26 protein-coding genes and 3 tRNA genes are annotated in these 26,555 nt (G+C 68.5%); 15 read left to right on the top strand and 14 right to left on the bottom strand.

All coding sequences use genetic code 11. The annotated features are described in order from the left end of the window. Nucleotides 1-52: 52 nt before the first annotated feature. From ACFWQC_RS22725 to ACFWQC_RS22700, 6 genes are all read right to left on the bottom strand, one after another. Nucleotides 53-532: an FxsA family protein gene (locus tag ACFWQC_RS22725; protein ID WP_378683245.1), complete on the bottom strand. Its 480-nt coding sequence runs from the start codon at nucleotides 530-532 to the stop codon at nucleotides 53-55. Beyond that, nucleotides 529-1,281, bottom strand: coding sequence for a polyprenol monophosphomannose synthase (locus ACFWQC_RS22720; protein WP_378683251.1), 753 nt, complete (start codon nucleotides 1,279-1,281; stop codon nucleotides 529-531). Before ACFWQC_RS22720 ends, ACFWQC_RS22725 begins: the two co-directional genes overlap by 4 nt. A gap of 533 nt (nucleotides 1,282-1,814) precedes the next feature. Then, entirely contained in the window at nucleotides 1,815-2,201 is a 387-nt protein-coding gene (locus ACFWQC_RS22715) for a hotdog domain-containing protein (protein WP_378683243.1), read from the bottom strand. Next, nucleotides 2,198-2,953 (bottom strand): OAM dimerization domain-containing protein, encoded by a 756-nt coding sequence (locus tag ACFWQC_RS22710; RefSeq protein ID WP_378683240.1) that lies wholly within the window; start codon nucleotides 2,951-2,953, stop codon nucleotides 2,198-2,200. The genes ACFWQC_RS22715 and ACFWQC_RS22710 overlap by 4 nt, the downstream gene beginning before the upstream one ends. Then, nucleotides 2,950-4,506, bottom strand: a complete 1,557-nt coding sequence (locus ACFWQC_RS22705; RefSeq protein ID WP_378683237.1) for a lysine 5,6-aminomutase subunit alpha — start codon at nucleotides 4,504-4,506, stop codon at nucleotides 2,950-2,952. Before ACFWQC_RS22705 ends, ACFWQC_RS22710 begins: the two co-directional genes overlap by 4 nt. Further along, complete coding sequence (locus ACFWQC_RS22700; protein WP_378683234.1) at nucleotides 4,503-5,549, bottom strand: L-erythro-3,5-diaminohexanoate dehydrogenase; 1,047 nt, start codon at nucleotides 5,547-5,549, stop codon at nucleotides 4,503-4,505. The genes ACFWQC_RS22705 and ACFWQC_RS22700 overlap by 4 nt, the downstream gene beginning before the upstream one ends. 110 nt (nucleotides 5,550-5,659) lie before the next feature. On the opposite strand from ACFWQC_RS22700, the gene ACFWQC_RS22695 reads away from it, so the two are divergent. Next, complete coding sequence (locus tag ACFWQC_RS22695; protein ID WP_378683231.1) at nucleotides 5,660-7,069, top strand: KamA family radical SAM protein; 1,410 nt, start codon at nucleotides 5,660-5,662, stop codon at nucleotides 7,067-7,069. 38 nt (nucleotides 7,070-7,107) lie between these two features. Here ACFWQC_RS22695 and ACFWQC_RS22690 read toward each other — a convergent pair whose 3' ends face one another. The 3 genes from ACFWQC_RS22690 to ACFWQC_RS22680 form a co-directional block, all read right to left on the bottom strand. Next, a complete protein-coding gene (locus ACFWQC_RS22690; protein ID WP_355020057.1) occupies nucleotides 7,108-7,551 on the bottom strand; it encodes an Lrp/AsnC family transcriptional regulator in 444 nt (147 codons plus the stop codon). 114 nt (nucleotides 7,552-7,665) lie between these two features. Beyond that, complete coding sequence (locus ACFWQC_RS22685; RefSeq protein WP_378683228.1) at nucleotides 7,666-8,367, bottom strand: cache domain-containing protein; 702 nt, start codon at nucleotides 8,365-8,367, stop codon at nucleotides 7,666-7,668. Further along, nucleotides 8,364-9,104, bottom strand: coding sequence for a FadR/GntR family transcriptional regulator (locus tag ACFWQC_RS22680; RefSeq protein ID WP_378683225.1), 741 nt, complete (start codon nucleotides 9,102-9,104; stop codon nucleotides 8,364-8,366). The genes ACFWQC_RS22685 and ACFWQC_RS22680 overlap by 4 nt, the downstream gene beginning before the upstream one ends. A gap of 86 nt (nucleotides 9,105-9,190) precedes the next feature. Between ACFWQC_RS22680 and ACFWQC_RS22675 the strand changes: the two genes are divergently transcribed. The 7 genes from ACFWQC_RS22675 (at nucleotide 9,191) to ACFWQC_RS22645 (ending at nucleotide 16,167) form a co-directional block, all read left to right on the top strand. Next, nucleotides 9,191-10,261 carry an ABC transporter ATP-binding protein gene (locus ACFWQC_RS22675; protein WP_378683222.1) on the top strand — a complete coding sequence of 357 codons (1,071 nt, stop codon included), beginning with the start codon at nucleotides 9,191-9,193 and terminating at the stop codon, nucleotides 10,259-10,261. A 25-nt stretch (nucleotides 10,262-10,286) separates the two neighbouring features. Next, the gene (locus tag ACFWQC_RS22670) at nucleotides 10,287-11,474 is read left to right on the top strand and encodes an extracellular solute-binding protein (protein ID WP_378683219.1); all 1,188 of its coding nucleotides are present in this window, start codon (nucleotides 10,287-10,289) and stop codon (nucleotides 11,472-11,474) included. Beyond that, nucleotides 11,471-12,331 (top strand): ABC transporter permease, encoded by an 861-nt coding sequence (locus tag ACFWQC_RS22665; RefSeq protein WP_378683216.1) that lies wholly within the window; start codon nucleotides 11,471-11,473, stop codon nucleotides 12,329-12,331. Before ACFWQC_RS22670 ends, ACFWQC_RS22665 begins: the two co-directional genes overlap by 4 nt. Beyond that, complete coding sequence (locus ACFWQC_RS22660) at nucleotides 12,328-13,140, top strand: ABC transporter permease (protein WP_378683214.1); 813 nt, start codon at nucleotides 12,328-12,330, stop codon at nucleotides 13,138-13,140. The genes ACFWQC_RS22665 and ACFWQC_RS22660 overlap by 4 nt, the downstream gene beginning before the upstream one ends. A 24-nt stretch (nucleotides 13,141-13,164) precedes the next feature. Continuing rightward, the gene (locus tag ACFWQC_RS22655; protein ID WP_378683248.1) at nucleotides 13,165-14,073 is read left to right on the top strand and encodes a 5'-3' exonuclease H3TH domain-containing protein; all 909 of its coding nucleotides are present in this window, start codon (nucleotides 13,165-13,167) and stop codon (nucleotides 14,071-14,073) included. 101 nt (nucleotides 14,074-14,174) lie between these two features. Then, a complete protein-coding gene (locus ACFWQC_RS22650; protein ID WP_355019981.1) occupies nucleotides 14,175-14,612 on the top strand; it encodes an SsgA family sporulation/cell division regulator in 438 nt (145 codons plus the stop codon). A 157-nt stretch (nucleotides 14,613-14,769) separates the two neighbouring features. Then, nucleotides 14,770-16,167, top strand: coding sequence for an OFA family MFS transporter (locus ACFWQC_RS22645; protein WP_378683211.1), 1,398 nt, complete (start codon nucleotides 14,770-14,772; stop codon nucleotides 16,165-16,167). Nucleotides 16,168-16,282: 115 nt separating this feature from the next. Here ACFWQC_RS22645 and ACFWQC_RS22640 read toward each other — a convergent pair whose 3' ends face one another. Further along, entirely contained in the window at nucleotides 16,283-17,104 is an 822-nt protein-coding gene (locus ACFWQC_RS22640) for an aminotransferase class IV (protein ID WP_378683209.1), read from the bottom strand. A gap of 168 nt (nucleotides 17,105-17,272) precedes the next feature. On the opposite strand from ACFWQC_RS22640, the gene ACFWQC_RS22635 reads away from it, so the two are divergent. From ACFWQC_RS22635 to ACFWQC_RS22625, 3 genes are all read left to right on the top strand, one after another. Further along, nucleotides 17,273-17,345 (top strand) — tRNA-Gly (locus ACFWQC_RS22635). A gap of 35 nt (nucleotides 17,346-17,380) precedes the next feature. Beyond that, nucleotides 17,381-17,451: transfer RNA gene (locus ACFWQC_RS22630), tRNA-Cys, on the top strand. Between the two features lie 33 nt (nucleotides 17,452-17,484). Continuing rightward, nucleotides 17,485-17,559, top strand: a tRNA-Val gene (locus ACFWQC_RS22625). Between the two features lie 282 nt (nucleotides 17,560-17,841). Here the strand turns inward: ACFWQC_RS22625 and ACFWQC_RS22620 are convergent. The 3 genes from ACFWQC_RS22620 to ACFWQC_RS22610 all read right to left on the bottom strand — a co-directional run bounded on the left by ACFWQC_RS22620 (nucleotide 17,842) and on the right by ACFWQC_RS22610 (nucleotide 20,060). Further along, a complete protein-coding gene (locus tag ACFWQC_RS22620; protein WP_378683207.1) occupies nucleotides 17,842-18,393 on the bottom strand; it encodes a flavoprotein in 552 nt (183 codons plus the stop codon). A gap of 132 nt (nucleotides 18,394-18,525) precedes the next feature. Further along, nucleotides 18,526-19,005 carry a hypothetical protein gene (locus ACFWQC_RS22615; protein WP_378683205.1) on the bottom strand — a complete coding sequence of 160 codons (480 nt, stop codon included), beginning with the start codon at nucleotides 19,003-19,005 and terminating at the stop codon, nucleotides 18,526-18,528. Nucleotides 19,006-19,172: 167 nt separating this feature from the next. Further along, complete coding sequence (locus ACFWQC_RS22610) at nucleotides 19,173-20,060, bottom strand: response regulator transcription factor (protein WP_378683202.1); 888 nt, start codon at nucleotides 20,058-20,060, stop codon at nucleotides 19,173-19,175. Between the two features lie 135 nt (nucleotides 20,061-20,195). Here ACFWQC_RS22610 and ACFWQC_RS22605 point away from each other — a divergent pair, with 135 nt between their 5' ends. The 3 genes from ACFWQC_RS22605 (at nucleotide 20,196) to ACFWQC_RS22595 (ending at nucleotide 24,063) form a co-directional block, all read left to right on the top strand. After that, nucleotides 20,196-21,512: an MFS transporter gene (locus tag ACFWQC_RS22605; RefSeq protein ID WP_378683200.1), complete on the top strand. Its 1,317-nt coding sequence runs from the start codon at nucleotides 20,196-20,198 to the stop codon at nucleotides 21,510-21,512. A gap of 64 nt (nucleotides 21,513-21,576) precedes the next feature. Beyond that, nucleotides 21,577-23,205: an AMP-binding protein gene (locus ACFWQC_RS22600; protein WP_378683198.1), complete on the top strand. Its 1,629-nt coding sequence runs from the start codon at nucleotides 21,577-21,579 to the stop codon at nucleotides 23,203-23,205. A gap of 90 nt (nucleotides 23,206-23,295) precedes the next feature. After that, nucleotides 23,296-24,063, top strand: coding sequence for a thioesterase family protein (locus ACFWQC_RS22595; protein ID WP_378683195.1), 768 nt, complete (start codon nucleotides 23,296-23,298; stop codon nucleotides 24,061-24,063). A 24-nt stretch (nucleotides 24,064-24,087) separates the two neighbouring features. Here ACFWQC_RS22595 and ACFWQC_RS22590 read toward each other — a convergent pair whose 3' ends face one another. Beyond that, the gene (locus tag ACFWQC_RS22590) at nucleotides 24,088-25,815 is read right to left on the bottom strand and encodes an AMP-binding protein (RefSeq protein ID WP_378683192.1); all 1,728 of its coding nucleotides are present in this window, start codon (nucleotides 25,813-25,815) and stop codon (nucleotides 24,088-24,090) included. Nucleotides 25,816-26,037: 222 nt separating this feature from the next. Between ACFWQC_RS22590 and ACFWQC_RS22585 the strand changes: the two genes are divergently transcribed. Next, nucleotides 26,038-26,553, top strand: a complete 516-nt coding sequence (locus tag ACFWQC_RS22585) for a potassium channel family protein (protein ID WP_378683189.1) — start codon at nucleotides 26,038-26,040, stop codon at nucleotides 26,551-26,553. The last annotated feature ends 2 nt before the right edge of the window (nucleotides 26,554-26,555 follow it).

The raw sequence follows: 26,555 nt of genomic DNA, 5'->3' as shown, positions 1-26,555 counted from the left end.
ATGGCGGCCCTCCAGTTGGAGGGCCGCCATCGGCGTATCTGGGACCAGATCCTCAGGCCAGGTTGTCCTTGTCGATGACCTCGCCGGTGACGATGTCGTCGTTGCGCGGCCTGGCTGCAGCACCGAACGTGGAGGGCATCGCGGCGGTCACCAAGCGCTTCTGCACGACCTTGGCCAGGATGCGGCGGAAGAACGGCCGGGTGAACGGCAGGATCAGCACGATGCCGAAGACGTCGGTCACGAACCCGGGGCTGAGCATCAGCGCGCCACCGAGCAGGATCAGCGCGCCGTCGGCGATCTCGTTGGACGGGAGCTTGCCCGAGGACAGTGCCGTGGACAGCGCGGACCAGGCTCGGGAGCCCTCGCGGCGCATCAGCCAGGCGCCGAAGATCGAGTCGGCGACCAGCAGCAGGATCGTCCACCACACGCCGATGACCTGGCCGACCTGGATGAGCACGAACAGCTCGGCCAGCGGCATCACCAGGAACAGCAGCACCAGCACCCAGGAGAACCGGCGGCGACGCGTCGTCATCGTCGGCCTCCCACGAAGCGGTCCAGCCCGAATCGGCGCAGCAGGCGGAGCAGCTGGTCGCGGCGTTCGGACAGGCCCCACCGGGTCACCCGACGCATCGACTCGGCGGCGACCGCAGGGCTCATCTTCGACTCGCCCCGGACCCGCTCGATGAACTGGATCGGGACTTCCTTCACCGTGAGGCCGGCCCGCAGCGTGCGCGTCACCATCTCGGTCTGGAAGACATAGCCGGTCGACTCGACGCTGCTCAGCTGCAGCTTCTCCAGCGTCGTACGCCGGAAGAGGCGGTAGCCCGCGGTGGCGTCGTGGACGCCGATGCCGAGCAGGAGTCGGACGTAGAAGTTGCCGCCGACCGACAGCACGCGTCGTGACAGCGGCCAGTTGACCACCGAGCCGCCGCGGATCCAGCGGGCTCCGATCACCAGGTCGGCGGAGCTGACCGCCTCGAGCAGCAGGTGGAGCTCCTCGGGCTGGTGCGAGCCGTCGGCGTCCATCTCCCCCACGACGTCGTAGCCCTGCTCGAGGGCCCATCCGAAGCCGTGCAGGTACGCAGCCCCCAGACCGGCCTTCTCGGTGCGGTGCAGCACGTGGATCTGGTCGTCGTTGTCGGCCAGCTCGTTGGCGATCGTGCCGGTTCCGTCGGGGGAACCGTCATCGACGATCAGCACATCGACGCGTGGCTGCGCCTTTCGCAGCCGTCCGACGATCCAGGCGAGGTTCTCCGCCTCGTTGTAGGTCGGGATGACCATCACCGCCCGGCCGATCTCGGTCCAGGGTGGAAGCTGCTCGTTCGTCACGTACGCCGGCCTTGTCAAGGAATGGGGGTGGAGATCACAGGATATCCGCCCGCCGGTTGATCCCAAGATCCCGAACGAGCGGGACAGCGCGATGGTGAGGCGATCACAGAAGACAGAGCGCGGGAGGAGCAAGACGTTCTTCGGGCCGTTCCGATCCCTGCTGGAGGCAGGGGGACGATCGTTGTCTAAGGGCGCCTTGGCCCTCCCGCGTTGCCCTCGCGGCCGTTGACCGCGCCCACGAAAACGCGTCGAAGGCATGCCTGGCTCGACACCCCCCGACCCGATTCGTCGAGCGCCGGTCCGCCGACCGCAACTCTGCATGGGCGAACGTTGCCACCCTCACCCGCTGGATCCACAGAAGTCAACACGGCCCTGACCTGGGGAAACGCATGTTTTCGCAGGTCAACCACAGCCTGTGGAGCGCGAGAAAGTGACGAATTATCGAGGAACTTCGGCGTGTCGCCTTCGCGTACACGTTACGGCTCTCACGGAACGACGACTGTACCGCGCGCGGAGGTGGCCAGGAGTGGCTCCCCCAGGAGCTCAGCGGCGCCAGGACGGGCCTCGGTCGCGGCTCCTCGGGCCACGACGTACACGGCGAACTCCATCACCCGGGACCGGGCCCCGGCCTTGATCAGCTCGCAGGTGATCTCCAGGACGTCGCCGGCGCGCACAGGTGCCTTGAACTGCACGTCGTCGTAGGAGGCGAACAGACCCTCGTCGCCGTCGGTGAGGATGCACATCTCGGTCGCGACGTCGCCGAACAGCCCCAGGCTGTAGGCCCCGTCGACCAGGTTCCCGGCGTAGTGGGCGTGGGAGTAGGGCACATAGCGGCGGTGGACGACCTTGGTGCCGATCTCGGGGCTGCTCATGCCGCGGGCTCCTTCGAGGTGGTGCGGTGGACGAGGTAGGAGGCGACCTCGGCAGGGGTGGTGCCGCGGCCGAAGATGCGGTCGACACCGAGCTCGGAAGTCATCGACTCGTCGAATCGTGGACCACCGGCGACCAGGAGCGGCCGCTCCCCCGCCGGATAGGCCTCACGGAACGCCGCCGACATCTCCCGGGTGTTGAGCAGGTGCGCGTCACGCTGGGTGACGACCTGGGAGACGAGCACGGCGTCGGCACGCCGGGTGACGGCAGCCTCGACCAGGGACGGCACCGAGACCTGGGCACCGAGGTTCACGACCTCGATCTCCTTGTAGTACTCCAGCCCCTTCTCCCCGGCGAACCCCTTGATGTTGAGGATCGCGTCGATACCGACGGTGTGGGCGTCGGTGCCGATGCAGGCGCCGACGACGACCATCGGGCGTCGCAGCGACTCCTTGATCACCGCGTTGGCCTCCTTCGGTGTCAGCAGCGGGAAGTCACGTTCGACGACCTGCACCTTGTCGGTGTCGACGAGATGGTTCACCTGCCCGTAGACGACGAAGAAGGTGAAGTCGTCGCCCATCGGCTTGGAGTGGACGACCATCGCCGGCTCCATGCCCATCTTGTTGGCCAGCTGCAGCGCGGCGCCGTCGGCGACCTTGCTGTGCTTGATCGGCAACGTGAAGGAGAGCTGCACCATCCCGTCACCGGTGGTGTCGCCGTACGGCCTGATCAGGTGCCTATTCTCTTGGGTCATTCCTCGCCCTCCAAGATGGTGCTCGCGGGGTTGTAGTACGCCTCGGACTTCACGGCCACACCCTCGAGGCCCTTGCCGGCGTCGGCGGGGCGCTTCATCAGACCGAAGGTGCCGTCGGCGATCGCGTCCAAGAGCCCGTTGGGCTCGTCGATGATCTTCCCGAGAAGGTCGATCGACTCCCCCAGGACCTCGCGCGCCCGGTTGGCGATGAACCCGTCGGGGGCCGGGTGGAAGTCCTCGCCGAGGCGACCGGCCGCGTCCATGACGTACCGGACGTTCTGCAGGGCGAGGTCGCGGTCGGAGATCCACGGCGTCACCACGGCCTCGGTCATCATCCCGACCAGCAGGATGCCCTGGTCGGTCATCGCGCCGGCCAGGTTGAAGAACCCGTCGAGCAGGTAGCCCTTGAAGATGTCGCCGGTCATGTGCCGGGTCGGGGGCATCCACTTCAGCGGGGCGTCCGGGAAGATCGTCTTCGCCAACAGCGCGTGCGCGAGCTCGAGACGGAACGAGTCCGGTACGTCGGGGTTGATCTCGAACGCGTGGCCCAGGCCCAGCTGCCAGTCCTCGAGGCCGGCCTCCTTGGCGAAGTACTCGTTGAGCAGCTGGCTCGTGGTGACGGTGTGCGCGGCCTCGACCGCGTCGGCGGTGGTGAGGTAGTTGTCCTCGCCGGTGTTGATGATGATCCCCGCCCGCGCGTGGATCTGGCGCGAGAGCCGCTGATCGACGAACGTACGCACCGGGTTGATGTCGCGGAACAGGATCCCGTACATCGAGTCGTTGAGCATCATGTCGAGACGCTCCATGCCCGCCAGCGCGGCGATCTCGGGCATGCACAGCCCGCTCGCGTAGTTGGTGAGCCGCACGTAGCGGCCGAGCTCTCGGGAGGTCTCGTCGAGGGCCGCGCGCATCAGCCGGAAGTTCTCCTGGGTCGCGTACGTCCCGGCGAACCCCTCCCTGGTGGCGCCCTCGGGCACATAGTCGAGGAGCGACTGGCCGGTCGAGCGGATCACCGCGATGATGTCGGCGCCCTCGCGCGCGGCTGCCTGCGCCTGCGGGATGTCCTCGTAGATGTCGCCGGTCGCGACGATCAGGTAGATCCACGGCTTGCGGGGTGCGTCGCCGATCTCGGCGATCATCCGCTCACGCGCCACCCGGCTGGCGTCGAGACGGGCGATGCCGACCCCGACCGCCTCGCGGGCGTGCTTCGCGGCCAGCTCGGCCTCGGCGCCCTCGGGCAGGTGGAACGTCACCTGACCGGCGGCGGCCTCCTCCGCGAGCCGCGAGAGGTCGTTGCCGTGGGCGGCCAGCGCCTGCCACACCGGCAGCGCTACGCCGTGCTCCAGCCCGATGTCGGCGCGCACCGCGTCGACCAGGTGGTTCACCCACGGGGTGCCGTCCGGATCGGCGCCGGCGAGCCCGGCCAGCCGCAGCGTCGCTCGCTCGACGGCGACCGTAGTGTGCTTCTTGGCCATCTCGACGATCGGGTCGCCGACCTTGACTGCCAGCGCGCGGGCCTGGGCGATCGTGCGTGGGTCCAGTTCGAGTCTCACAGTTCCAGTCTTCCTTCGAACAGTGCCCGGACCCCGGCATTGGCGCGGATAAGATCCAGGGCGTAGGCGGCGTGCCCGGGGACGTAGCCGTTGCCGACGAGCATCGCGACGTCGGCGGCGACACCCTCGGCACCGAGCGCGGCAGCGGAGAACGAGGTCGCCATCGAGAAGAAGATGACGGTGCCCCGGTCGGCGGTGGCGAGGATGGCGCCGCCCTCGCAGCCGGGTACGTCGACGCAGACCACGGTGACGTCGGCAGGTCCGCCGGCCTTGGCGACCGCGTCGCGCAGCGCCACCGGGTTGCGCGCGTCGGCGACCACGACCTCGTCGGCCAGGTCTGCCTCGCGAAGTCGCGACGCCTCGGACTCGGTCGGGACGATGCCGATCAGGTGGCCCGCGCCCGCGTCACGAGCAGCAGCGAGCGAGAGCGATCCGGACTTGCCGCCGCCACCGATCACGGCGACGACGCCGCCGGCGTAGCGCTCCGAGACGACCCGGCGGGTCAGCGCCGGAGCACCGCACACGTCCATCACCGACAGGGCGAGCTCGGGGGCGAGGTCGTCGGGCAGGACGGCCGCGATCGAGCGGCCGAAGAGGATGGCGTAGCCGTCGCACGGCACCTGCTCGGAGTCACCGCCCCAGCCGGCGAGCCCGTCCTCGATCACCAGCGGCGTCAGGGTCAGCGACACCAGCGTCGCGACCCGGTCCCCGACCTTCAGCCCCAGCGGTGACTCAGGTCCGACCTCCTCGACGACGCCGACGAGCATGCCGCCCGACCCGGTCACCGGGTTCTGCATCTTTCCGCGCTCGGCGACGATGTCGAGCACCTCGCGGCGTACGGCCTCTCCGTCGCCGTCGTGCGCGGACTCGAGCTGCCGGAACGAGGCGGCGTCGAGGTTCAGACGCTCCACCCGGATCCGCACCTCGTCGGGCCACAAGGTCGTGCGGGTGTCGAGTCTCCGGGCGGCCTGCGGCAGCGGCAACGAGCCGCCCACCGGCTCATCGAGCACTCGGTGCAGGCCAGTCGGGTCAGAAGTGGTCATCGTCGTACGCCTCCTTGCGTCCATCTCACGGCGGACCCTACCAGCGGTTGCGGGAAGAATTGCGGCTGACGGTTGCAGATGCCGCAGGATCTCCCGCTATGGTGGGGGACATGACGTCAACCATCGAGCCTAACCGCCGAAGCGAAGCCCGAGGCGATCGGCGCAGTCGAGACGGACAGCCCTACGCCTACCAGCGCGTAGAGCTGGTCGAACCCGACTGGACCCGGTTCCCGGGGTGGGCCGACATCACCGAGGAGCAGTGGCGCGACGTGCAGTGGCAGCGCGTCAACTGCATCAAGAACGTCCGCCAGATGCGCGCCCTGATGGGCGACCTCCTCGACGAGCGGTTCTACGCCGACCTCGAGCGCGACATGGCCGAGCGGGCGACGATGTCGATGCTGGTGCCGCCGCAGATGGTCAACACGATGGTGCCCTCGGGCGCGGCGGCCGGCGAAGAGTTCACCGCGGCGTTCTACGCAGACCCGATCCGGCACTACATGATCCCGGTCTTCTCCGACCGCCGCACCGACTGGCCGTCACACCCGCAGGCGAGCCGTGACTCGCTGCACGAGCACGACATGTGGGTCGCCGAGGGGCTGACCCACCGCTACCCGACGAAGGTGCTCGCCGAGCTGCTCTCCACCTGCCCGCAGTACTGCGGCCACTGCACCCGGATGGACCTGGTCGGCAACTCGACCCCGGTCATCGACAAGCTCAAGCTCACCGGCAAGCCGGTCGACCGCCACGAGGCGATGCTCGAGTACCTCCGCAACACCCCGCAGGTGCGCGACGTGGTGGTCTCCGGCGGCGACGTCGCCAACCTGCCCTGGCCGCGGCTGGAGGACTTCCTCACCAAGCTGATGGCGATCGACAACATCCGCGACATCCGGCTGGCCACCAAGGGCCTGGTCGGTCTTCCCCAGCACTGGCTCCAGGAGCCGCTCCTGGAGGGGATGAACCGGGTGACCACCATCGCCCGCGAGCGCGGCGTCTCGCTGGCGATCCACACCCACGCCAACCACGCCAACTCGGTCACTCCGCTGGTCGCCGAGGCGTCCAAGGCGCTGCTGGCGGCCGGGGTTCGCGACGTACGCAACCAGGGCGTGCTGCTGGCCGGCGTCAACGCCGACAGTCACAGCCTGCTCGACCTGAGCTTCCGTCTGCTCGACGGCGCGCAGATCATGCCCTACTACTTCTACATGTGCGACATGATCCCGTTCAGCGAGCACTGGCGGGTCTCGGTCGCCGACGCGCAGCGGCTGCAGCACGACATCATGGGCTACCTGCCCGGGTTCGCCACCCCGCGCATCGTGTGCGACGTACCTTTCGTCGGCAAGCGCTGGGTCCACCAGATCGCTGACTACGACACCGAGCGCGGCATCTCCTACTGGACCAAGAACTACCGCACCTCGATCGAGGCCTCGGACTCCGAGGCGCTGACCAGGACCTACGAGTACTACGACCCGATCCACAACCTGCCCGAGTCGGGCCAGGAGTGGTGGCGTACGCACGGGGAGTGACCCGAGCGTGACTGGACCCGGCGCCGTGGCGCCGGGTCTCAGTGCGTCATGGTGGGGCGGTTCTCGTAGTAGGTGTACATCGCGATCGTGGTGCGCGTGGACACGTTGGCGACCGAGCGGATCCGGCCGAGCAGCTCCTCGAGCGCCTCGGGCGTGGCGACGCGCACCTTGAGCATGTAGGACTCGACACCGGCGATGGACCAGCAGGCCTCGACCTCGTGGAGGTCGGCCACCCGCTCAGGGGTGTCGTCGGGCTGGGAGGGGTCCATGGGCTGCACCGCCACGAACGCGGTCAGCGGCACGCCGATCGCGGCGTAGTTGACGGTGGCGCCGTAGCCGGTGATCAGACCACGCTGCTCGAGCCGCTTGACGCGCTGATGCACCGCCGAGGTCGACAGGCCGGTCGCCTTGCCCAGGTCTGTGTAGGACATCCGACCGTCCTCCGCGAGAAGCTGGAGGATTTTACGGTCGGTGGCCTCGATCTCAGGTGCAGTCACGGCGACAGCGTACCCACAACAGCAATATCTCCGCCGCAACGTCCACGAAACTGGTTGACGTAGAAAGATTTCCGGCCACGCCGTCGGGACGAGAGAGCTTCAGGAGGGCCAGCCGGCGAGTGTCATCTGCTCGCCAGGACCGTCCGCAGAGGGCCGGACCACTGACAGCAGCCGCCCGGCACGGGCCTCTTCGGGGACGGGGTTCAGGGCCTCGCCGGTGGCCAGGTGCGGGTCGGCCGAGACCACGACCCGGCCGTGCGAGTTGATCAACGTCGCGCCGACCTCGCGCAGGCCGGGCAGCAGCATCGTCTCCAGGGTCTCGACCGAGCTGTCGGCGCCCGCGACGCCGACCAGCCGGCCGCCCGCGTAGACCGGCAGCGTGGTCGTCAGGACGTACTCGTCGGCGCAGATGAAGTCGACGTAGGGGCCGGCGACGTAGAGCTCGCCGGTGCGCTCCGGCACCCGGAACCACGGCTGACGCGTGTAGTCGATGGCCTCCCCCGTCGCCGGCACCTCCGCCTCGCCGAGGAAGTCCCGGCCCGGGCCCTGCCACCAGGCCAGATAGAGCCGCCGGTCGGCGAGCGCGTCCGGTGCGACAACGAACCCGCCGCCCAGGAGGTTCGGGTCCTGGAGGAAGGCCAGCGTCCCCTTCTCGACCTGTGCGATCAACGCGTCCGAGGTGACCGGTCCCGCGGCGAAGAGGGCACCGACTTCGGTGCGCACTCGCTCGAGCTCGGTGAGGATCGAACCGAAGTGCTGCTCGATCCGGGCAGCACAGGCGGCCGACGCATCGATGTTCATGGTCGTACCACCTCATGGATCTCGGTCAGACGTTCAACGGCGTGGGTCACGTGGTCGCGTACGCTCCCCCGCGCCGCGGCGACATCTCCCGCCTCCAGCGCGGCGACGAGCGCCCGGTGCCGCGCGGCGGAGGCGTGACGGAAGTCCGACTCGCTCAGTGGCACTCGCAGCAACGTACCGAAGTCGGCCTCCTGTCGCACCACCTCCCGGGTGAGCCGCGCCGACTGGGTCAGGGCCGCCACGGAGAGATAGAGCTCGCTCTCGGCGTCGCGCCACCGGCCGACGTCGTCCCCACCAAGTGGGATCAGCAGGTCCTGGAGATCCTCGACCTCGTCGGGGGCCGCTCGTTCGGCCGCGAGCTCGGCACAGCCGGTCAGCACCACCTGATAGAGGCTGGCCCGGTCGCGCAGCTCCACGCGCGACATGGTCGCCAGCCGGCCCTTCACGATGTCGCCAGGATCGGGCGCGCGCACGAAGGAGCCTCCCCCGCGACCACGGGTCGTCACCACCAGGCCCTGTGCCCGCAGCGAGACCAGGGCCTCCCGGGCGGTCACCGTCGCCACACCCAGCATCTGGGCGAGCTCGAGCTCACTCGGGAGCCGGTCACCGTCGGCGAGCACGCCCGAGCGGATCGCCTCCGCCAGCCGGTTCTCGACACGTACGGCTCTGCCTTCGTCGCCGATCGGCGCGAAGATCGCCGACCGGGCGCGCGAGGTCGTCGCACGGGCGTTGGCCACGATCGGGCTCCTCCTTCGAGTGGGTTTACAAAGAACTTACGCAGATACCCTTTAAAATCTAAGATCTGGTTCCATATGATTCAACAATGGGACCGACCGAATCTCCGCAGATCAAGCTCGAAGCCGTGACCAAGGCCTACGGCGACGTGATGGCTGTCGATGCCCTCGACCTGACCATCGGCGATGGTGAGTTCTTCTCGATGCTCGGGCCGTCCGGCTCCGGGAAGACGACGGTGCTGCGCCTGATCGCCGGCTTCGAGCACGCCGACTCCGGCACCATCCGCCTCGGCAGCGAGGACGTCACCGCCCTGGCGCCCTTCGACCGCGACGTCACCACCGTCTTCCAGGACTACGCCCTCTTCCCGCACTTCAACGTGCTCGAGAACGTGGCGTACGGCCTGCGCGTACGTGGCGTCCCGAAGGCCGAGCGCAGCTCCCGGGCACGTCAGGCCCTGGAGATGGTCCGCCTGGGCCACGTCGCGAACCGGAAGCCGACCGAGCTCTCCGGCGGGCAGCGACAGCGGGTGGCACTTGCTCGCGCGATCGTCGTACGTCCTCGGGTGCTCCTCCTCGACGAGCCGCTCGGCGCGCTCGACCTCAAGCTCCGTGAGCAGATGCAGGTCGAGCTCAAGCAGATCCAGCGCGAGCTGGGGATCACCTTCGTCTTCGTCACCCACGACCAGGAGGAGGCGCTCACCCTCAGCGACCGGATCGCGGTCTTCGACAGCGGCCAGATCGTCCAGCTGGGCACGCCGAAGGAGATCTACGAGCGGCCCACCTCGCAGTACGTCGCCGACTTCGTCGGCACCTCCAACGTCTTCGACGAGCAGGCGTCGAAGCGGATGCTGAAGATGGACGGCGCCTTCGCGCTGCGCCCCGAGAAGATCCTGCTGTCGCCGGAGACCGTGGGCGCCCCCGTCGGCGCGATGGCCGCCGCCGGGGTGATCACCGAGTCCATCTACATCGGCACCGGGCATCGGGTCCACATCGAGCTCGAGGACGGCACCAGGCTGGTCGCCCTCGAGCAGAGCCGTGGCTCGCTGCACCCGGATGCCGCCGAACCAGAGTCTCGGGGCGACCGTGTGGTCGCCTCCTGGTCGCCGGGCGACCTGGTCCCCCTGGGCACCGATTCGTCCCGTGCCGTGCAACACCGATGAGCCAACGAAACCAGAGAGGTTGATCATGCGAAACATCCCAACCACACGCGCCGCCAGGCGCACCATCGGCGGCGCTCTCGCGGCCCTGTCCCTGATCACGCTCAGCGCCTGTGGCGGTGACGACGGCGACTCCTCGACCGGAGCGGTCGAAGAGCTCGGCGAGAACGAGGGCGAGGTCACGATCCTGGCCTGGCCAGGCTACGTCGAGGACGGCTCGACCGACCCCGAGGTCGACTGGGTCTCCGGCTTCGAGGAGGAGACCGGCTGTCAGGTCACCGCGAAGGTCTACGGCACCTCCGACGAGGCCTTCAACCTGGCCAAGTCGGGCGAGTACGACGTCGTTGCCGCCTCCGGTGACCTCACCCTGCGCATGATCGCGGCGGGCGAGGCGGCCGAGGTCAACACCGACCTGATCCCGAACTACGAGGGCATCTACGACTTCCTCAAGGACCGCGAGTGGAACACCGTGGACGACAAGAACTACGGCGTCCCGCACGGCTACGGCGCGAACCTGCTGATGTACAACACCGATGACGTCGCGCCCGCCCCGACCTCGTGGAAGGCGGTCTTCGAGGACGCGCCGAAGCACAAGGGCCAGGTCACCGCGTACGACTCGCCGATCTACATCGCCGACGCCGCGGTCTACCTGATGGCGCACCAGCCCGACCTCGGCATCGAGAACCCCTACTCGCTCGACGAGAAGCAGCTCGCCGCGGCCGTCGACCTGCTCAAGTCGCAGCGGGCCTCGGTCGGTGAGTACTGGTCGGACTACACCAAGACTCAGGCCTCCTTCGAGACCGGCGATACCGTGGTCGGCACCACCTGGCAGGTGATCGCCAACCTGATCGACCCGAAGAAGGCCTCGGTCGAGGCGATCCTCCCGTCCGAGGGCGCGACCGGGTGGAACGACACCTGGATGATCTCCTCGAAGGCGAAGTCCCCGAACTGCGCCTACGCCTGGCTCAACCACATCTCCGACCCGGAGATCAACGCCCAGGCGACGGAGTACTTCGGTGAAGCCCCCAACTCGGACAAGGCCTGCGAGTTCGCCTCCGAGGGTCACTGCGAGACCTTCCACGCCGGCGATGAGGAGTACGCCGAGCAGATCTGGTTCTGGAACACGCCGATCGAGAAGTGCCTGGACGGCCGGACCGACGTGAAGTGCACCGACTACCAGGACTGGACCAAGGCCTGGGCAGAGATCAAGGGGTGACCTTGAGCTCTGTCAGCAGCACGCTCAGCAGGAGGCCGGGGATCCGCCTCGGCCTCCTGCTGGCCGCACCCCTCACCTGGCTGGTGCTCGTCTACGTCGTCGCCCTCGCCGCGTTGCTGGTGACGGCCTTCTGGACGATCGACTCCTTCACCAACGAGCTCGAGCGCACCTTCACCCTCGACAACATCCGCGAGATCACCGGCCAGGCGCTCTACCGGACCGTCACCCTGCGCACCATCGGGGTGGCTCTCCTGGTGACCCTCATCGACTGCCTCATCGCGCTCCCGGTCGGCTTCTACATGGCCAAGGTCGCCTCGCGGCGTTCCCGCCATCTGCTGGTGATCGCGTTCTTGATGCCGCTGTGGGCGTCCTACCTGGTCAAGGCGCTCGCCTGGCGCTCGCTGCTGTCCAACGGCGGGCTGCTGGACTGGGCCGGCGGCCTGGTCGGTCTCGGCACACCGGGATTCGGCCTCACTGCGATCGTGCTCACCCAGGCGTACATCTGGCTTCCGTACGTCATCCTGCCGGTCTACGCGGCCTACGAACGTGTCCCGGACTCGCTGCTCGACGCCGCCGGTGACCTCGGTGCCCGCCCGGCCCTGACGTTCCGCACGGTGGTGCTGCCGCTCGTGGTCCCGGGCCTGGTCGCGGGCTCGATCTTCTCGTTCTCGCTGACCATGGGCGACTACATCACGGTCAACATCGTCGGCGGCGCGAACCAGATGCTCGGCAACCTCGTCTACATCAACTCGGGCTCCAACCTGCCGCTGGCCGCCGCGATCGCACTGATCCCGATCTTCGTGATCATGATCTACCTGGCGCTGGTCCGCCGCACCGGAGCTCTGGAGAACCTATGACCATCTCGAGATCGACGCGGCGCCTGCTGGCCGTGATCACCGGCCTGGTGCTCGCCATGCTCTACGCACCGCTCGCCCTGGTCGTGGTGAACTCGTTCAACACCTCCCAGGCTCTCACCTGGCCGCCCAGCGGCTTCACCACCCAGTGGTGGCAGCGCGCGGCGGTGAACCCGGGAGCCCACGACGCGATCCTCACCTCGCTGACCGTGGCCGCGTGCGCGACCGTGATGGCACTCGCTCTCGGCACCCTGCTCGGCCTGGCGATGCAGCGCTACGCCTTCTTCGGGAAGGAGACCGTCAACCTGCTGGTCGTGCTCCCGATCGCCCTGCCCGGCATCGTCACCGGGATCGCGCTGTCCAACGCGTTCTCCTCGATCCTCGGCGTACGTCTGGGGTTCTTCACGCTCGTGGTGGCCCACGCGACGTTCTGCATCGTGACCGTCTTCAACAACGTGCAGGCGCGGTTGCGGAGGATGGGCGGCAACCTCGAGGAGGCCTCCGCCGACCTGGGTGCCGGGATGTGGACCACCTTCCGGCTGATCACGCTCCCCCAGCTGCGCTCGGCGCTGCTGGCCGGCGGGCTGCTGGCGTTCGCGCTCAGCTTCGACGAGATCATCGTGACGACCTTCGCCGCCGGCCCGGGTGTCACCACCTTGCCGGTCTGGATCCTGACCAACCTGTTCCGTCCCGGCCAGGCGCCGATCGTCAACGTGGTCGCGGTCGTCATGATCGTCGTCTCGGTCGCGCCGATCTGGCTCGCCCAGCGACTTTCGTCCGACCCGACCGACACGACGAGGACGATTCACTAGGCTTCACTCGTGGCCGAACCTCGAATGCTCCTGCTGGACACCGCCTCGCTCTACTTCCGCGCCTTCTTCGGCGTGCCCGAGATCCGAGCCGAGGACGGCACTCCGGTCAACGCCGTGCGCGGCCTGCTGGAGTTCATCACCCGGCTGGTCAACGACTACTCCCCCACCGACCTGGTGTGCTGCTGGGACAACGACTGGCGACCGCAGTGGCGGGTCGACCTGATCCCCTCCTACAAGGCGCACCGCGTCGTCGAGGAGGTCGAGACCGCTCCCGACGTCGAGGAGGTGCCGGACCCGCTGCAGGTGCAGGTGCCGATCATCCGCGAGGTGCTCGCCGCGGCCGGGATCTGTGTCATCGGCGCCGACGGCTACGAGGCCGACGACGTGATCGGCACCCTCGCGACCGGCGCGGGGATGCCGGTCGACGTCGTCACCGGTGACCGCGACCTCTTCCAGCTCGTCGATGACGCTGCCGGCGTACGCATCCTCTACCCGACCCGGGGCGTGAGCGACCCGGATCTGGTCGACGAGAAGTGGGTGCGCGCCAAGTACGGCATCAGCGCCGCGCAGTACGCCGACTTCGCCACCATGCGTGGCGACACCTCCGACGGGCTGCCAGGTGTGAAGGGCGTCGGCGAGAAGACCGCCGCCAAGCTGCTCGAGCAGTACGGGGACCTCGAGGGGATCGTGGCCGCTGTCGCCGACCCGACCACGCCGATCACCAAGGCGCAGCGGCAGAAGTTCATCGACGCCGTCGAGTATCTGGCGGTCGCGCCGAAGGTCGTGGCGGTCGCTCGGGACATCCCGCTGGACCGCACCGGCACCGCTCTGCCGAGCGCTCCGGCCGACCCGGCACGCCTGCACGAGCTCGCCGCGACCTACAACCTTGCCTCCCCCGTCGCCCGCCTGGAAGCCGCGCTCGCTCGGGCGTGACCCAGGTCTCCACAACTCCATTCAGAAAGTTTGTGGAAACGGCATCATCAGCCGCGTTCGTCTCCGTCTCCTTGGCAAGACCACCAAGAAGGAGCGGACGAATGAGCGACATCAAGCACCCGGCAGTGCAGCAGGACATCAAGATCTCGTGCCTCGACCCCTGGGGCCGGACCGTGGAGGTGCCGACGACCCTCGGCTACCGCGAGAACGACCCGTACGCGGTGAGCCTGACCTTCCACTCCGGCGCCGGTGACGTCGAGTGGGTCGTGTCGCGCACGCTGATGCTGCAGGGCCTGGCCGCCCCCGCCGGTGAGGGCGACGTGAAGATCTACCCCAGCATCGACGAGGACGCCAAGGCCGTCGCCGTCTTCGACTTCAGCTCCCCCGACGGCCGCCTGATCGCGACCGCCGACTCGCGCGAGGTCCAGACGTTCCTCGGCAAGTCCTTCTCGGCCGTCCCGGTCGGCTCCGAGAGCCAGCACCTGGATCTCGACGCGCTGATCGCAGACCTGCTGGGCAGCTCGTTCGACGCTGAGTAGGCACTCCGCCCGCCTGCTCATTCGTTCACGGACCCTCCCGTCCCGGATTCTCCGGGGCTGGAGGGTTCGTTCTTCTGCTGGCCGGAAGCAATTCCTCGCCGTTGCCACGTCAACTGTGGTAGTGATGTGCGTCACCCACATCCTCTCGGAGGTCACAGTGCTGCCAGCTTTCCTTTCTCGCGAGCGAACCGTGGCCGGCCCCGGCTTCAGTCGCTGGCTCATCCCGCCCGCGGCCCTCGCCGTCCACCTCTGCATCGGCCAGGTGTACGCCACCAGCGTCTACAAGACCGCCCTGGTCGAGCACTTCGACGCGAGCCAGACCGCGATCGGGGTGATCTTCTCGATCGCGATCGTGATGCTCGGCCTCTCGGCCGCGGTGATGGGCACCTGGGTCGACCGCAACGGACCGCGGGCGGCGATGACCGCGGCCGCGATCTTCTGGTCCTCCGGCTTCTTCGTCGGCGCCCTCGGCATCGGCACCGGCCAGCTGTGGCTGGTCTACCTCGGCTACGGCGTCATCGGCGGCATCGGACTCGGGATCGGCTACATCTCCCCCGTCTCCACGCTGATCAAATGGTTCCCGGACCGCCCGGGCCTGGCCACCGGCATGGCGATCATGGGCTTCGGCGGAGGCGCGATGATCGCCAGCCCGCTGAGCGGCCGGCTGCTCGCGCTCTACGACCCGTCCTACACCGGTGACGCCAGCACCGTCCCGGACGGCCACGCGGTGATGATGCTGTTCCTAACCCTCGGAGTGGTCTACCTGGTCTTCATGTCCTTCGGCGCGGCCACAGTCCGCGTACCACCCGAGGGCTGGACACCGGCGGGCTGGGACCCGGCCAGCGTGAAGCAGAAGAAGCTCGTCACCACGGCAAGCGTCTCGGCCAACAGCGCGATCAGGACCCGGTCGTTCTGGCTGGTGTGGATCGTCCTCTTCTGCAACGTCACGGCCGGCATCGGCATCCTCGAGCAGGCGGCTCCGATGATCCAGGACTTCTTCCGCACCGACGGGGTCTCGTCGGTCAGCGCGGTCGCGGCCGGCGGCTTCGTCGGACTGCTCTCGATCGCCAACATGAGCGGCCGGTTCATCTGGTCCTCGACCTCCGACATCATCGGCCGCAAGCCGATCTACATGATGTATCTCGGGGTCGGACTGGTGCTCTATCTCCTGCTGGCGACCATCGGGGACACCTCGATGGCGCTGTTCGTGCTGCTCGCCGTCGTGATCCTGTCCTTCTACGGCGGCGGCTTCGCCACCGTCCCCGCCTACCTGCGCGACCTCTTCGGCACCTTCCAGGTCGGTGCCATCCACGGCCGGCTGCTGACCGCCTGGTCGGCCGCCGGCATCGCCGGGCCGCTCATCATCAACGCCTTCCTCGACGCGCAGGGTGAACCCGGCACGCTCACCGCGGCCGCCTACCGGCCCGCGCTGCTGACCATGGTCGGCGTCCTGGCGGTCGGCTTCATCGCCAACCTGCTGGTGCACCAGGTCCCCGAACGGTTCCACGAGCCCAAGTCCGCCGACTCCACCGAGACCGAGAGGAGCGCAGCATGAACGCCAAGATCGCAGGTGCCTGGGCCCTGGTCGGGATCCCGCTGGCCTACGGAGTCATCGAGACGCTGCGCCGTGCGGCGCAGCTCTTCACGGGCTGAGCTCGGCTTCAGTCAGGTCAGAGGCCGAGCAGGCTCGGCTCGTTCGTACGCCACGCCTCCTGCGCCGCCCGGGTCACCGGGCCGTGCGGGAGGGTGCGCGTGCCCCACTCGGTCACAGCCTGTACGTCGCGCAGGCTGGAGGTGAGGAAGACCTCCGAGGCGTACTCCTCGACCTCGGCCAGCGGCTCGTCGGTCTCTTCCGCCCCGATCCACTCCAGCACCAGGGCGCGGGTGATCCCGGCCAGCGGGCCGCTGGAGAGCGTAGGAGTCTTGAGCGCACCGTCGAGCACGTAGAAGATGTTGCTCCCGGTGCCCTCGCACAGGTCGCCCACGGTGTTGGCGAAGATCGCCTCGGTCGCCCCGTGCTCGCGGGCCTCAGCGAGGGCGATGACGTTCTCGGCGTACGACGTAGTCTTCAGGCCGGTCGTCGCGCCGTGCTCGTTGCGGCGCCACGGCACGCTGACGACCTTGGTCTCGGTCGGGTTGGGCTCTGCGTCCTCGAGGCCGATGATGATCGTGGGTGCCACCTCCGCGCGTGCGGAGCCGAACGGCGCCGGCCCGCCGGTGACGGTGATCCGCAGCCGTCCGTACGCCGTCGGCGCCGCGCCCAGCACGGCCTCCACACCCTTGGTGACGATCGAACGGTCGGGGGTGGGCAGCCCGAGGCCGCTCGCGGAGCGCTCGAGGCGGTCGAGGTGAAGGGCGAGCGCGAACGGCTGGTCCTTGATCACCTTGAGCGTCTCGAAGACGCCGTCGCCGACCACCAGACCGTGGTCTCTGATGGAGACCGCCGGGGCGGTCGGGTTGTCGAGAAGCTGACCATCGATCCACGCGCGCATGCGGCAACTCTAAAACGTCCCTGGTCAGAGCCCGGAAAGCGCGCCGGTGTGGTTGTCGAGATGACAGGTGAATGACACGCAGGTGACCCCGGATTTGGCCTCGGGCAGTGGCTCCGATAATGTTCTTCTCGTCGCCAAGGGCACGGGAAACCGGGCCTGAAGCAGCAAGCGGACGTAGCTCAGTTGGTAGAGCGCAACCTTGCCAAGGTTGAGGTCGCGAGTTCGAGCCTCGTCGTCCGCTCGGAGTAGGTCTCCACCGGAGGCATTGCCTCCAGCGGTGGGTTGGCCGAGAGGCGAGGCAACGGACTGCAAATCCGTGTACACGGGTTCAAATCCCGTACCCACCTCGAAGCACCACCCTGATATAACTGAACAACCCCGGACGATTGGCGCAGCGGTAGCGCGCTTCCTTGACACGGAAGAGGTCACTGGTTCAAACCCAGTATCGTCCACCACAGCAACCGGCCCCTGAACTGCGGAAACGCAGATCAGGGGCCGGTTCGATTTGCTGATTCGCAAGCGCGTTCGACGGTGCCTGACAAAGTGTCTGACTAGCTAGACCGTGCTGGCGGTATGAATCTCTCCAGGATCCGCCTTGGAACGAACGGCTTGGCCGGCGCTGCGGAAGACCACCAACCACTCCGACCGCTCATCGGGCGAGACCGAGAGGTCGTACTCGCAAAGCTGATCAGCGTGGTGCTCCAAAGCAAGTCCGAGCTGGTCTGAGTCGAGCGCCCCTAACTACGCCCCGTTGCCCGCTGGGCGGCCTCGATGACCGCGCCCCACGGCAACTTCTGGTCGGGTGGCATCTGGCGGGGCGGGTGGAGGGGCCAGACGTAGGGGCCCTCGATGAGGTCTACGCCCGCGGCGCGTAGGGCGGCCATGTGGGAAGGCCAGGCGGGGTGCTCGGAGTGGGCGGCGTTGATGAGTGGGAAGAGCACGACAGGGACGGTCGTCAGGCTCTCGGTGACGACGGTGAGGGCCTGGTTGTCGGCCAGACCCAGGGCGATCTTGGCGGTGCTGTTGAACGTCGCCGGGGCGACGACGATGACATCGAGCTGGGCCGGGTGGGTGCGTGGCTCCCACGGGAGGCGGCCCACCCCGCGTACGGGGAAACCGGTGGCGGCCTCGATCCGGGCGGCTTCCCCGTTCGCGCTGAGCCAGGCGAACGCGGTGGGTGTCAGGGTCACCGGGACATCGTGCCCGGCGTGCACCAGCGGCGTGACCAGCTCGTCGCACAACTGCTCCACACCGCCGGCGCCGCAGGCGATGACTCCGATCGTGGCCACCCACGGAGCGTACGCGAGCCCGAGGACGGATGAGGGTCCGTTCTGGTGAGGAGATCACCGGACCGGACCCTCAGTTGGGCTGGCGATGCGATCAACAGAAGGACCCGCCAACCCGAGACGCATCGGGGCGGGTCAGGCCCACGACGGGCGCCATCCGTCCGGCACGCTGCCTCCCCGCACGTCATCCGAGCCGCTGCAGAGGCCGTTGTCGGAGCTCGGGAAGATCACCACGGCATCGACGTCGCCGGCCCACGTTCCTGGGCGCGCGGGATGCGCGTAGCTGCCAAGATTCACGTAGGTGTCAGCTGGGATGCAGAGGTAGCGATCCGGGCTCACTCCGGTGTCCAGGAGCCAGACCGAGTCGTCGTTCTTGGTGTTGATGACGGAGTCCGCCACGTTGCGGTCCCCTTCGGGAAGGATGAGGTAGGCGGGCGTCCACGCTTGCCAGATCTTGGTGCCACCGTTGTACGAGCCGTTATTCAGGCAGACGTTCGGGTAGCTGCAGCCGTAGTGTGAGGCCGCCTGCGCGGGCGTGGCGATAAAGACGCCGACGACCGCAGTCAGCGCTGCCAGGACAAGACCGCTGATGACCGTTCTGAAACGTCGGGGCATGTGCACTCCTTCTCCAAGGTGATGGGACTAGAGAAGGTAGGGACATCTGTCGCACGGTCGTGCCCGTACACGCCCGTACACGCCCGTACCGTTTCCGTACACAAGCATTCGTGACGCTGACGATCCCCGGCGGGAACGGTCAGCCCATCTTTCCGCCGCCGGGTGGATCAGTCGATCAGGCCGGCCTCGCGGGCCATGCGGACGGCGTGGACGCGGTTGTTGGCGTTGAGCTTGCGGGTGGCGCTCTTGAGGTAGGACTTCACCGTGCTCTCCACGATCCCGAGGGCCTCGGCGGCCTGCCGGTTGCTGTTCCCGAGCGCCACCTGGCGCAGGACGTCGAGCTCGCGAGCGGCCAGGCGTACGGCCGGAGCGAGCTGAGCCGGCTGCCTCTCCCCCGGTGCGGCGGTGAGCCGGAGGACCATGGCCTCGAGGCGGCTGCGGACCTCGGGGTCGACCACCTGGCCGGCCAGGTCGGTGAGCTCGGCCGCCATCTCCCGGCGTTCGGCGAGATCGCGCTTCGCGGCCGCCTCGTCCGGACGAGGAGCCCGGCTCGGCGCAGGCGCCAGCCGGGAGAGCCGGTTGCGGACCTCGTCGTCGATCAGGATCTCGCGCTCGAGGGTGCGGATCAGCGGACGCAGCGAGTCGAACCAGACACCGCCGAGACCGAGCCGCGAGCGGGAGGCGAGGTAGATGAGCATCCGCGGGGCCCGGTCGACCAGGATCGGCAGGGCGGCGACGGTCTGGATCTGCTCCTGAGCGACGGCGGTGTCGTAGAGATGGGTGATCCCGCGAGCGGTGTAGTAGTGGTCGACGGAGCCGGGCTGACGGGTCTGCAGGGTCTTGCCGCCCAGGCCCTCCCCGTTGACGACCCGCAGGCCGCGCAGCGAGACGCCCTTCGCGCCACAGGTCGCGGTGATGTCGATGGCCGTGCCGTCACCGCGCACCGGGCCACCGAAGGCGAGGTCCAGCCCCGACGCGGTCCGGAAGGAGGCCAGCGTCTGGGCGATCCGGGACCCGTCGTACGGCGCCTCTGGGGCGATGGCGGTGGTGCTCATGACGTTGAGCGTAAGTGACGGCCATCACAGGCAACAAGAGGCGCGCCCCCTCTTTCGAGGGCACTCTTCCGGGGGTATCGGCCAGGTGGGGACGGTCCCACACTCGGTTCACCAATCCGAGTAGGAGGCACGATCATGGCCCAAATCGCGGCTGACCGAGCCGAGGTCGACGGGCGCACCATGCGCCGCGTCGCGACGGCGTCACTGACCGGCACCACCATCGAGTTCTACGACTTCCTCATCTACGGGCTCGCGGCAGCTCTCGTCTTCAATGCCGTCTTCTTCCCATCCATGGGCGGCCCCGAGGGCACCTTGGCCTCGATCGCGACCTTCGGTGTCGCGTTCGTCTTCCGACCATTGGGGGCGATCCTCTTCGGCCACTACGGCGACCGGATCGGTCGCAAGGCCACGCTGATCACCACCCTGATGATCATGGGCACCTCGACGTTCGCGATCGGCCTGCTCCCTAGCGTGGAGTCGATCGGCAAGGGCGCGGTGGTGATTCTCGTTCTGCTGCGCGCACTGCAAGGTATCGCGCTCGGCGGAGAGTGGGCGGGCGCGGCACTCCTCACCACCGAGTACGCGGCCCGCGGCCAGCGCGGGCGCTACAGCATGTTCCCGCAGCTCGGCCCCAGCCTGGGGCTGATCCTCGCCGCCGCAGCCATGCTCACCACCTTCCGCCTGATGGAGCCCGCGGCGTTCGCGGCCTGGGGGTGGCGGATCCCGTTCCTGGCCAGCGCCGTCCTCATCGCGGTCGGCCTCTGGGTCCGGCTGAAGATCGCCGAGACGCCGTCGTTCAAGAAGGTCCAGTCCGCAGGCACCCGCAGCGCCCTGCCGTTCGTCGGCTGCATCCGTGACCAGTGGCGGCAGGTGCTGCTCAGCGGAGGCATCATGGCGGTCGTCTTCGGCGCCTTCTACACCGGCGCCAGCTTCATGGTCGCGCACGCGGTCGGCACCCTCGGCCTGAGCATGAGCCAGGCTCTGCTCGGCGTCATCGTCGCGGCGTTCGCGATGAGCGTGACCGTGATCGCCTCCGCGTGGCTCTCCGACGTGCTCGGCCGCCGCGTGGTCCTGCTCATCGGCGCCGCCTTCGGCCTCGTCGCCGGCCCGCTGTCCTTCGCCATCATGGAGCCCGGCAGCTTCGCGAGCTTCGCCCTCGGCAACAGCCTGATGCTGTGCGTACTCGGTCTCAACTACGGTCCGATCGCGGCATTCCTGCCAGAGATGTTCCAGGCGAGGTACCGCTACACGGGAGCCGGTCTGGGCTACAACCTCGCGGGCATCCTCGGCGGTGCCGTCCCGCTGGTCATCGCCGAGGACTTGCTGGCGCGGTGGGGCACCGACGGCATCGCGTACTTCCTCAGCGCCCTGGCCGTGCTGAGCATCGGCTGCCTGCTGGTGGCCAAGGAGACCAGCCGCGTGGAGCTCGACGCGGAGCCCGCACTCGCCTGATCCGGCACCGCTCACCCTCCTTCGGGGGTGTGGCTGCCACCGTGGTCTCGGTCATGCTCGCGGCATGACCGAGACCTCATCCATCACCGCTTCGTCGGCTCGTGGCGACATCGACGTTCCGCTGCTCGAGGAGACGATCGGAGCCAACTTCGAGCGCACCGTCGCCCGCCACGGAGACCGTGAGGCGCTCGTCGAGATCGCCACCGGACGACGCTGGACCTACGCCGAGCTGGATGCCGATGTGGACGCCCTCGCGGTCGGCCTCCGCAAGGCCGGCATCGGCAAGGGCGACCGGGTCGGCATCTGGGCTCCGAACTGCGCCGAGTGGACGATGGTCCAGTTCGCCACGGCCAAGATCGGCGCGATCCTGGTCAACATCAACCCCGCCTACCGCACTCACGAGCTCGCCTACGCGCTCAACCAGTCCGGGGTGCGGCTGCTGATCAGCGCGACGGAGTTCAAGAGCAGCGACTACGTCTCGCTCGTCGGCGAGGTGGAGGGCGACTGCGGCGCGCTGGAGCAGACCATCTTCCTGGGTACGCCGCAGTGGGATGCGCTGCTGGCCGCCGGCCGTAGCGAGCAGCTGGCCGACCACGTCGACTACACGCTCGACCCGAACGACGCGATCAACATCCAGTACACCTCCGGGACCACGGGGTTTCCGAAGGGCGCGACGCTGTCGCACCGCAACATCTTGAACAACGGCTTCTTCGTCACCGAGACGATCCACTTCACCGAGCAGGACCGGCTCTGCATCCCGGTGCCGTTCTACCACTGCTTCGGCATGGTGATGGCCAACCTCGGGTGCACCACCCACGGCGCGACGATGGTCATCCCGGGCCCGGGCTTCGACCCGGCCACGACGCTGCAGACGGTCCAGGACGAGAGGTGCACGGCGCTGTACGGTGTGCCGACGATGTTCATCGCGATGCAGAACGACCCGGGGTTCGCCTCCTACGACCTCTCGACGCTGCGTACCGGGATCATGGCCGGCGCGCTGTGCCCGATCGAGGTCATGAAGCGGTGCGTCAGCGAGATGCACATGAGCGAGGTCGCGATCGCGTACGGGATGACCGAGACCTCGCCGGTCTCCTGCCAGACCCGCACCGACGACGACCTCGAGCGACGCACCGAGACGATCGGCCGAGCGGCCCCGCACGTCGAGATCAAGATCGTCGACCCGGCCACCGGCGAGGTGGTGCCGCGTGGCACGGCGGGCGAGTTCTGCACCCGCGGCTACTCGGTGATGCTCGGCTACTGGGACGATGAGACGAAGACCGCCGACGCGATCGACGCCGACGGCTGGATGCACACCGGCGACCTGGCCGTGATGCGCGAGGACGGCTACTGCGTGGTCGTGGGAAGGATCAAGGACATGGTCATCCGTGGCGGCGAGAACATCTACCCCCGCGAGATCGAGGAGTTCCTCTTCACCCATCCCGACATCGCCGAGGCGCAGGTCGTGGGCGTTCCCGACGAGAGGTACGGCGAGGAGCTCTGCGCCTGGATCCGGATGCGACCCGGCGCCGAGCCGCTGGACGCCGAGGCTGTCCGCGCCTTCGCCAGCGGCAAGCTGGCCCACTACAAGGCACCGCGCTACGTGCTGCTCGTCGAGGAGTTCCCGATGACCGTGACCGGCAAGGTCCGCAAGATCGACATGCGCGAGCAGAGCGTCGCCCTGCTCGGGCTCTGAGCCGCCGATGAGCGAGCGTCAGCGAGCGACCATCGGGTCTTTCATCGGGCCGCGTCCGTACATTGGCGCTTGCGCTACGGAGGCGGCCCGATGAGCTACTGGCACCGGGCCGGTCGGCGCACCTTCACCCCGACCGAGCACGTCGGCGGCGCCTGGGACCTGGACACGCAGCACATCGCCACCCTGCTCGGGGTGCTGGCACACGAGGTCGAACGGGATCGCGACGCCCGCCGCGACGACGGGCTCCAGATCACCCGGCTCGGCTACGACATCCTCGGCACCGTCCCGCTCGAGCCGGTCGACGTCGAGGTCACCGTGCTCCGCGCCGGGCGCACCATCGAGCTCGTCGAGGCCAGGGCCTGCCATGACGGCCGGCCCGTCGTACTCCTGCGTGCCTGGCTGACCGCCGGCTACTCGACCGCGGAGCTCGCGGGGACCCGTCACGAGCCGATGCCCGCGCCGGACGAGGTGCCCACCTGGGACATGACCACGCTGTGGGACGGGGGCTTCATCGCCTCGGTCGAGGTGCGCCGTCATGACCTCGGCCCGGGGCGGGCGCAGTCGTGGGTGCGTACGGCTCACGCCCTCGTCGCCGACGAGGAGGTGGGCCGGCTGGCACAGGTCGCCGGACTGCTCGACATCACCAACGGCGTCGCCGTCCGGGCCGACCCGAAGGCCGTCAGCTTCCCCAACCTCGACCTGACCGCACACCTGTTCCGTGCTCCGGCTGCCGGCTGGTTGGGGCTCGACACGACCGTCTCGTTCGGTCCGGAGGGTGCCGGTGTGACCACGTCGGTGCTCCATGACGAGCAGGGCGCCTTCGGCGTCAGTACGCAGTGCCTGACCGTCCGTCCCTGACAGACGGCCAGGCACTGCGGCGGCTCAGCTTCGGGAGAAGAAGTCCTCGTAGCGGTGCTCCCCCGGCGGCCGCTGGTCGACGACCTCCTGCTCACGGATACGGAGCTCGACGCGCCGGATCTTCCCAGAGATCGTCTTGGGCAGGTCGAAGAACTCCAGGCGTCGCACGCGCAGGTAGGGCGGCAGGTGGTCGCGGGCGAACTCGAGGATGGCCCGGGCGGTCTCGGCGGTCGGCTCGTGGCCGGCCGTGAGGGAGACGTACGCCTTGGGGATCGCGAGCCGCACCGGGTCCGGGGCGGGCACGACCGCCGCCTCGGCCACCGCGGGGTGCTCGATCAGGACCGACTCCAGCTCGAAGGGCGAGACCTTGTAGTCGGAGGCCTTGAAGACGTCGTCGGTGCGGCCGACGTAGGTGATGTAGCCCTCCTCGTCACGGCTGGCGACGTCGCCGGTGTGGAAGAAACCGCCGCGCATCGCGTCGGCGGTGCGCTTCTCGTCATCACGGTAGGCGGTCATCAGGGTGGCGGGTCGCGACGAGAGGTCGAGGCCCAGATCGAGGCACAGCTCGCCCTCGCCCGGCCCCTCGATCAGGGTGCCTTCGATCGGGTCGACGAGCACGACCGGGACACCGGGCAGCGGCCGGCCCATCGACCCCGGACGTACCGGCTGGCCCGGGCTGTTGGCGACCGTCGCGGTCATCTCGGTCTGCCCGAAACCGTCGCGGATGGTCAGGCCCCAGGCCTGTTGGACCTGGCTGATCACCTCGGGGTTGAGCGGCTCACCGGCGCTGATCGCCTCGCGCAGCGAGCCGCAGCCGCCGCTGAGGTCGGCCTGGATGAGCATCCGCCACACGGTCGGCGGAGCGCACATGCTGGTCACGTGCTCCTCCCGGATCCGCTGCAGCAGGGTGGCCGCCTCGAAGCGCGTGTAGTTGAAGACGAAGACGGTCGCTCCGGCGAGCCAGGGAGCGAAGAAGTTCGACCAGGCGTGCTTCGCCCACCCGGGGCTAGAGATGTTCATGTGGACGTCGCCGGGCCGCAGCCCGAGCCAGTACATCGTCGACAGGTGCCCGACCGGGTAGGTGTAGTGGGTGTGCTCGACCAGCTTCGGACGGCTCGTGGTGCCGCTGGTGAAGTAGAGGAGCAGCGCGTCAGTGGTGGCGTTGCCGGGGTGCTCGATCGGCTCCTGGCTCTCCGCGGCGGCCGCGGCGTAGTCGTTCCAACCCTCCCGCTCCCCCGCACTGAGCCCAACGCCGATCCGTACGTAGTCGCCCGGGACGCCGTCGAACTTGTCCGCGTCTTCGGCGTTGCACACCACGGCCTTCGCGCGGCCCCGGGCGAGCCGGTCGACCAGCTCGGCGGTGCCGACCGCGGTCGTCGTCGGCATCAGCACCGCACCGACCTTCATCGCTGCGAGCATCGTCTCCCACAGCTCGACCTGGTTGCCGAGCATGACGACCACACTGTCGCCCGAGCCGACGCCGAGGCGCCGCAGGTAGCGGGCCACCGCGTCCGAGCGCCGCGCCAGCTCGTCGAAGGAGTACGCAGCCCGCGACCCGTCCAACTCGGCGATGACCAGCGCCGGAGCGTCGTTGCCCCGAGCCATCGGGTCGAACCAGTCGTGGGCGAAGTTGAAGGTCGCCCCGACGTCGGGCCAGCGGAAGGTGTCCAGCGCCTCGGCGTAGTCGAGGCGCTGGGCGATCAGCGCGTCCCGGGCGGCGAGCAGGGCGTCGGTCGAGGTCGATCCAGTCATGGCGGTCATCATCGCCGTGAGGCCGACACCCGCCCTACCCCCGGAAGAGGGGGCCCGGTGCGGCGGAACCTAGCCGGCTGGTTGCGGTGTCACCCGTGACGGGTGACGCGGCGGCCCCGTCCGTGACCGCATCCTGAGGATTCAGTTCGTACAACGAATCGAGACTTCCATGGGGAAAGCCGCCTACGAGGCGCCTGCCTCTGACCAGCGGAGAGTCCGGTGATGAGCAGTCGATCAGCTGAGCGGAGTCCGCGGTCCAAGGCCTGGTTGCGTCCGATCCTGACCTTGGGCGGCCTGCTGGTCGCCTACTACGCCTTTCCCTTGAAGTGGGCGACAGACTCGGTGGTGGCCGTTGGTGCGAGCTTGCTGGTGACGGTGGGGGCACTCTCACTCGTCGGGACCGTGATGATCAGGGAGCTCGGCTCCCTCCGCAGGGGCGGGCCTGGGCACAGCACGCGCGTGCTGGCCATGTTGCTGATCCTGCTGGTGATGGCGGCGTCGCTGACCTTCTTCCTGCTCAACGAGATCCGTCCGGACGAGATCAGCGGTCTGGAGACGCGGACCGATGCTCTCTACTTCACCTTGAGCACGATGACGACGGTCGGGTACGGCGATGTCCACGCCGAGGGTCAGATCGCGAGGGCTCTGGTGTGCGTGATGATCGTCTTCAACATCGTGGTGGTGGCCTCGCTCGTCCGGGCCCAGACCACATCCCCGACCCGCCCTCGGGCCGACTAGGG

This window comes from Nocardioides sp. NPDC058538 (assembly GCF_042719275.1).
In the GTDB taxonomy this organism is placed as follows: domain Bacteria; phylum Actinomycetota; class Actinomycetes; order Propionibacteriales; family Nocardioidaceae; genus Nocardioides.
The sequence above is the reverse complement of the archived record's forward strand: the minus strand, read 5'-3'. Positions and strand labels throughout refer to the sequence as shown.

What these genes read in the sequence shown, in the direction of transcription:
- ACFWQC_RS22725 (WP_378683245.1), bottom strand. Translation starts at nt 532, where the DNA reads ATGACGACGCGTCGCCGCCGGTTCTCCTGGGTGCTGGTGCTGCTGTTC.
- ACFWQC_RS22720 (WP_378683251.1), bottom strand. Translation starts at nt 1,281, where the DNA reads ATGGTCATCCCGACCTACAACGAGGCGGAGAACCTCGCCTGGATCGTC.
- ACFWQC_RS22715 (WP_378683243.1), bottom strand. Translation starts at nt 2,201, where the DNA reads ATGAGCAGCCCCGAGATCGGCACCAAGGTCGTCCACCGCCGCTATGTG.
- ACFWQC_RS22710 (WP_378683240.1), bottom strand. Translation starts at nt 2,953, where the DNA reads ATGACCCAAGAGAATAGGCACCTGATCAGGCCGTACGGCGACACCACC.
- ACFWQC_RS22700 (WP_378683234.1), bottom strand. Translation starts at nt 5,549, where the DNA reads ATGACCACTTCTGACCCGACTGGCCTGCACCGAGTGCTCGATGAGCCG.
- ACFWQC_RS22695 (WP_378683231.1), top strand. Translation starts at nt 5,660, where the DNA reads ATGACGTCAACCATCGAGCCTAACCGCCGAAGCGAAGCCCGAGGCGAT.
- ACFWQC_RS22685 (WP_378683228.1), bottom strand. Translation starts at nt 8,367, where the DNA reads ATGAACATCGATGCGTCGGCCGCCTGTGCTGCCCGGATCGAGCAGCAC.
- ACFWQC_RS22675 (WP_378683222.1), top strand. Translation starts at nt 9,191, where the DNA reads ATGGGACCGACCGAATCTCCGCAGATCAAGCTCGAAGCCGTGACCAAG.
- ACFWQC_RS22670 (WP_378683219.1), top strand. Translation starts at nt 10,287, where the DNA reads ATGCGAAACATCCCAACCACACGCGCCGCCAGGCGCACCATCGGCGGC.
- ACFWQC_RS22660 (WP_378683214.1), top strand. Translation starts at nt 12,328, where the DNA reads ATGACCATCTCGAGATCGACGCGGCGCCTGCTGGCCGTGATCACCGGC.
- ACFWQC_RS22655 (WP_378683248.1), top strand. Translation starts at nt 13,165, where the DNA reads ATGCTCCTGCTGGACACCGCCTCGCTCTACTTCCGCGCCTTCTTCGGC.
- ACFWQC_RS22650 (WP_355019981.1), top strand. Translation starts at nt 14,175, where the DNA reads ATGAGCGACATCAAGCACCCGGCAGTGCAGCAGGACATCAAGATCTCG.
- ACFWQC_RS22640 (WP_378683209.1), bottom strand. Translation starts at nt 17,104, where the DNA reads ATGCGCGCGTGGATCGATGGTCAGCTTCTCGACAACCCGACCGCCCCG.
- ACFWQC_RS22615 (WP_378683205.1), bottom strand. Translation starts at nt 19,005, where the DNA reads ATGCCCCGACGTTTCAGAACGGTCATCAGCGGTCTTGTCCTGGCAGCG.
- ACFWQC_RS22610 (WP_378683202.1), bottom strand. Translation starts at nt 20,060, where the DNA reads ATGAGCACCACCGCCATCGCCCCAGAGGCGCCGTACGACGGGTCCCGG.
- ACFWQC_RS22605 (WP_378683200.1), top strand. Translation starts at nt 20,196, where the DNA reads ATGGCCCAAATCGCGGCTGACCGAGCCGAGGTCGACGGGCGCACCATG.
- ACFWQC_RS22600 (WP_378683198.1), top strand. Translation starts at nt 21,577, where the DNA reads ATGACCGAGACCTCATCCATCACCGCTTCGTCGGCTCGTGGCGACATC.
- ACFWQC_RS22595 (WP_378683195.1), top strand. Translation starts at nt 23,296, where the DNA reads ATGAGCTACTGGCACCGGGCCGGTCGGCGCACCTTCACCCCGACCGAG.
- ACFWQC_RS22590 (WP_378683192.1), bottom strand. Translation starts at nt 25,815, where the DNA reads ATGACTGGATCGACCTCGACCGACGCCCTGCTCGCCGCCCGGGACGCG.
- ACFWQC_RS22585 (WP_378683189.1), top strand. Translation starts at nt 26,038, where the DNA reads ATGAGCAGTCGATCAGCTGAGCGGAGTCCGCGGTCCAAGGCCTGGTTG.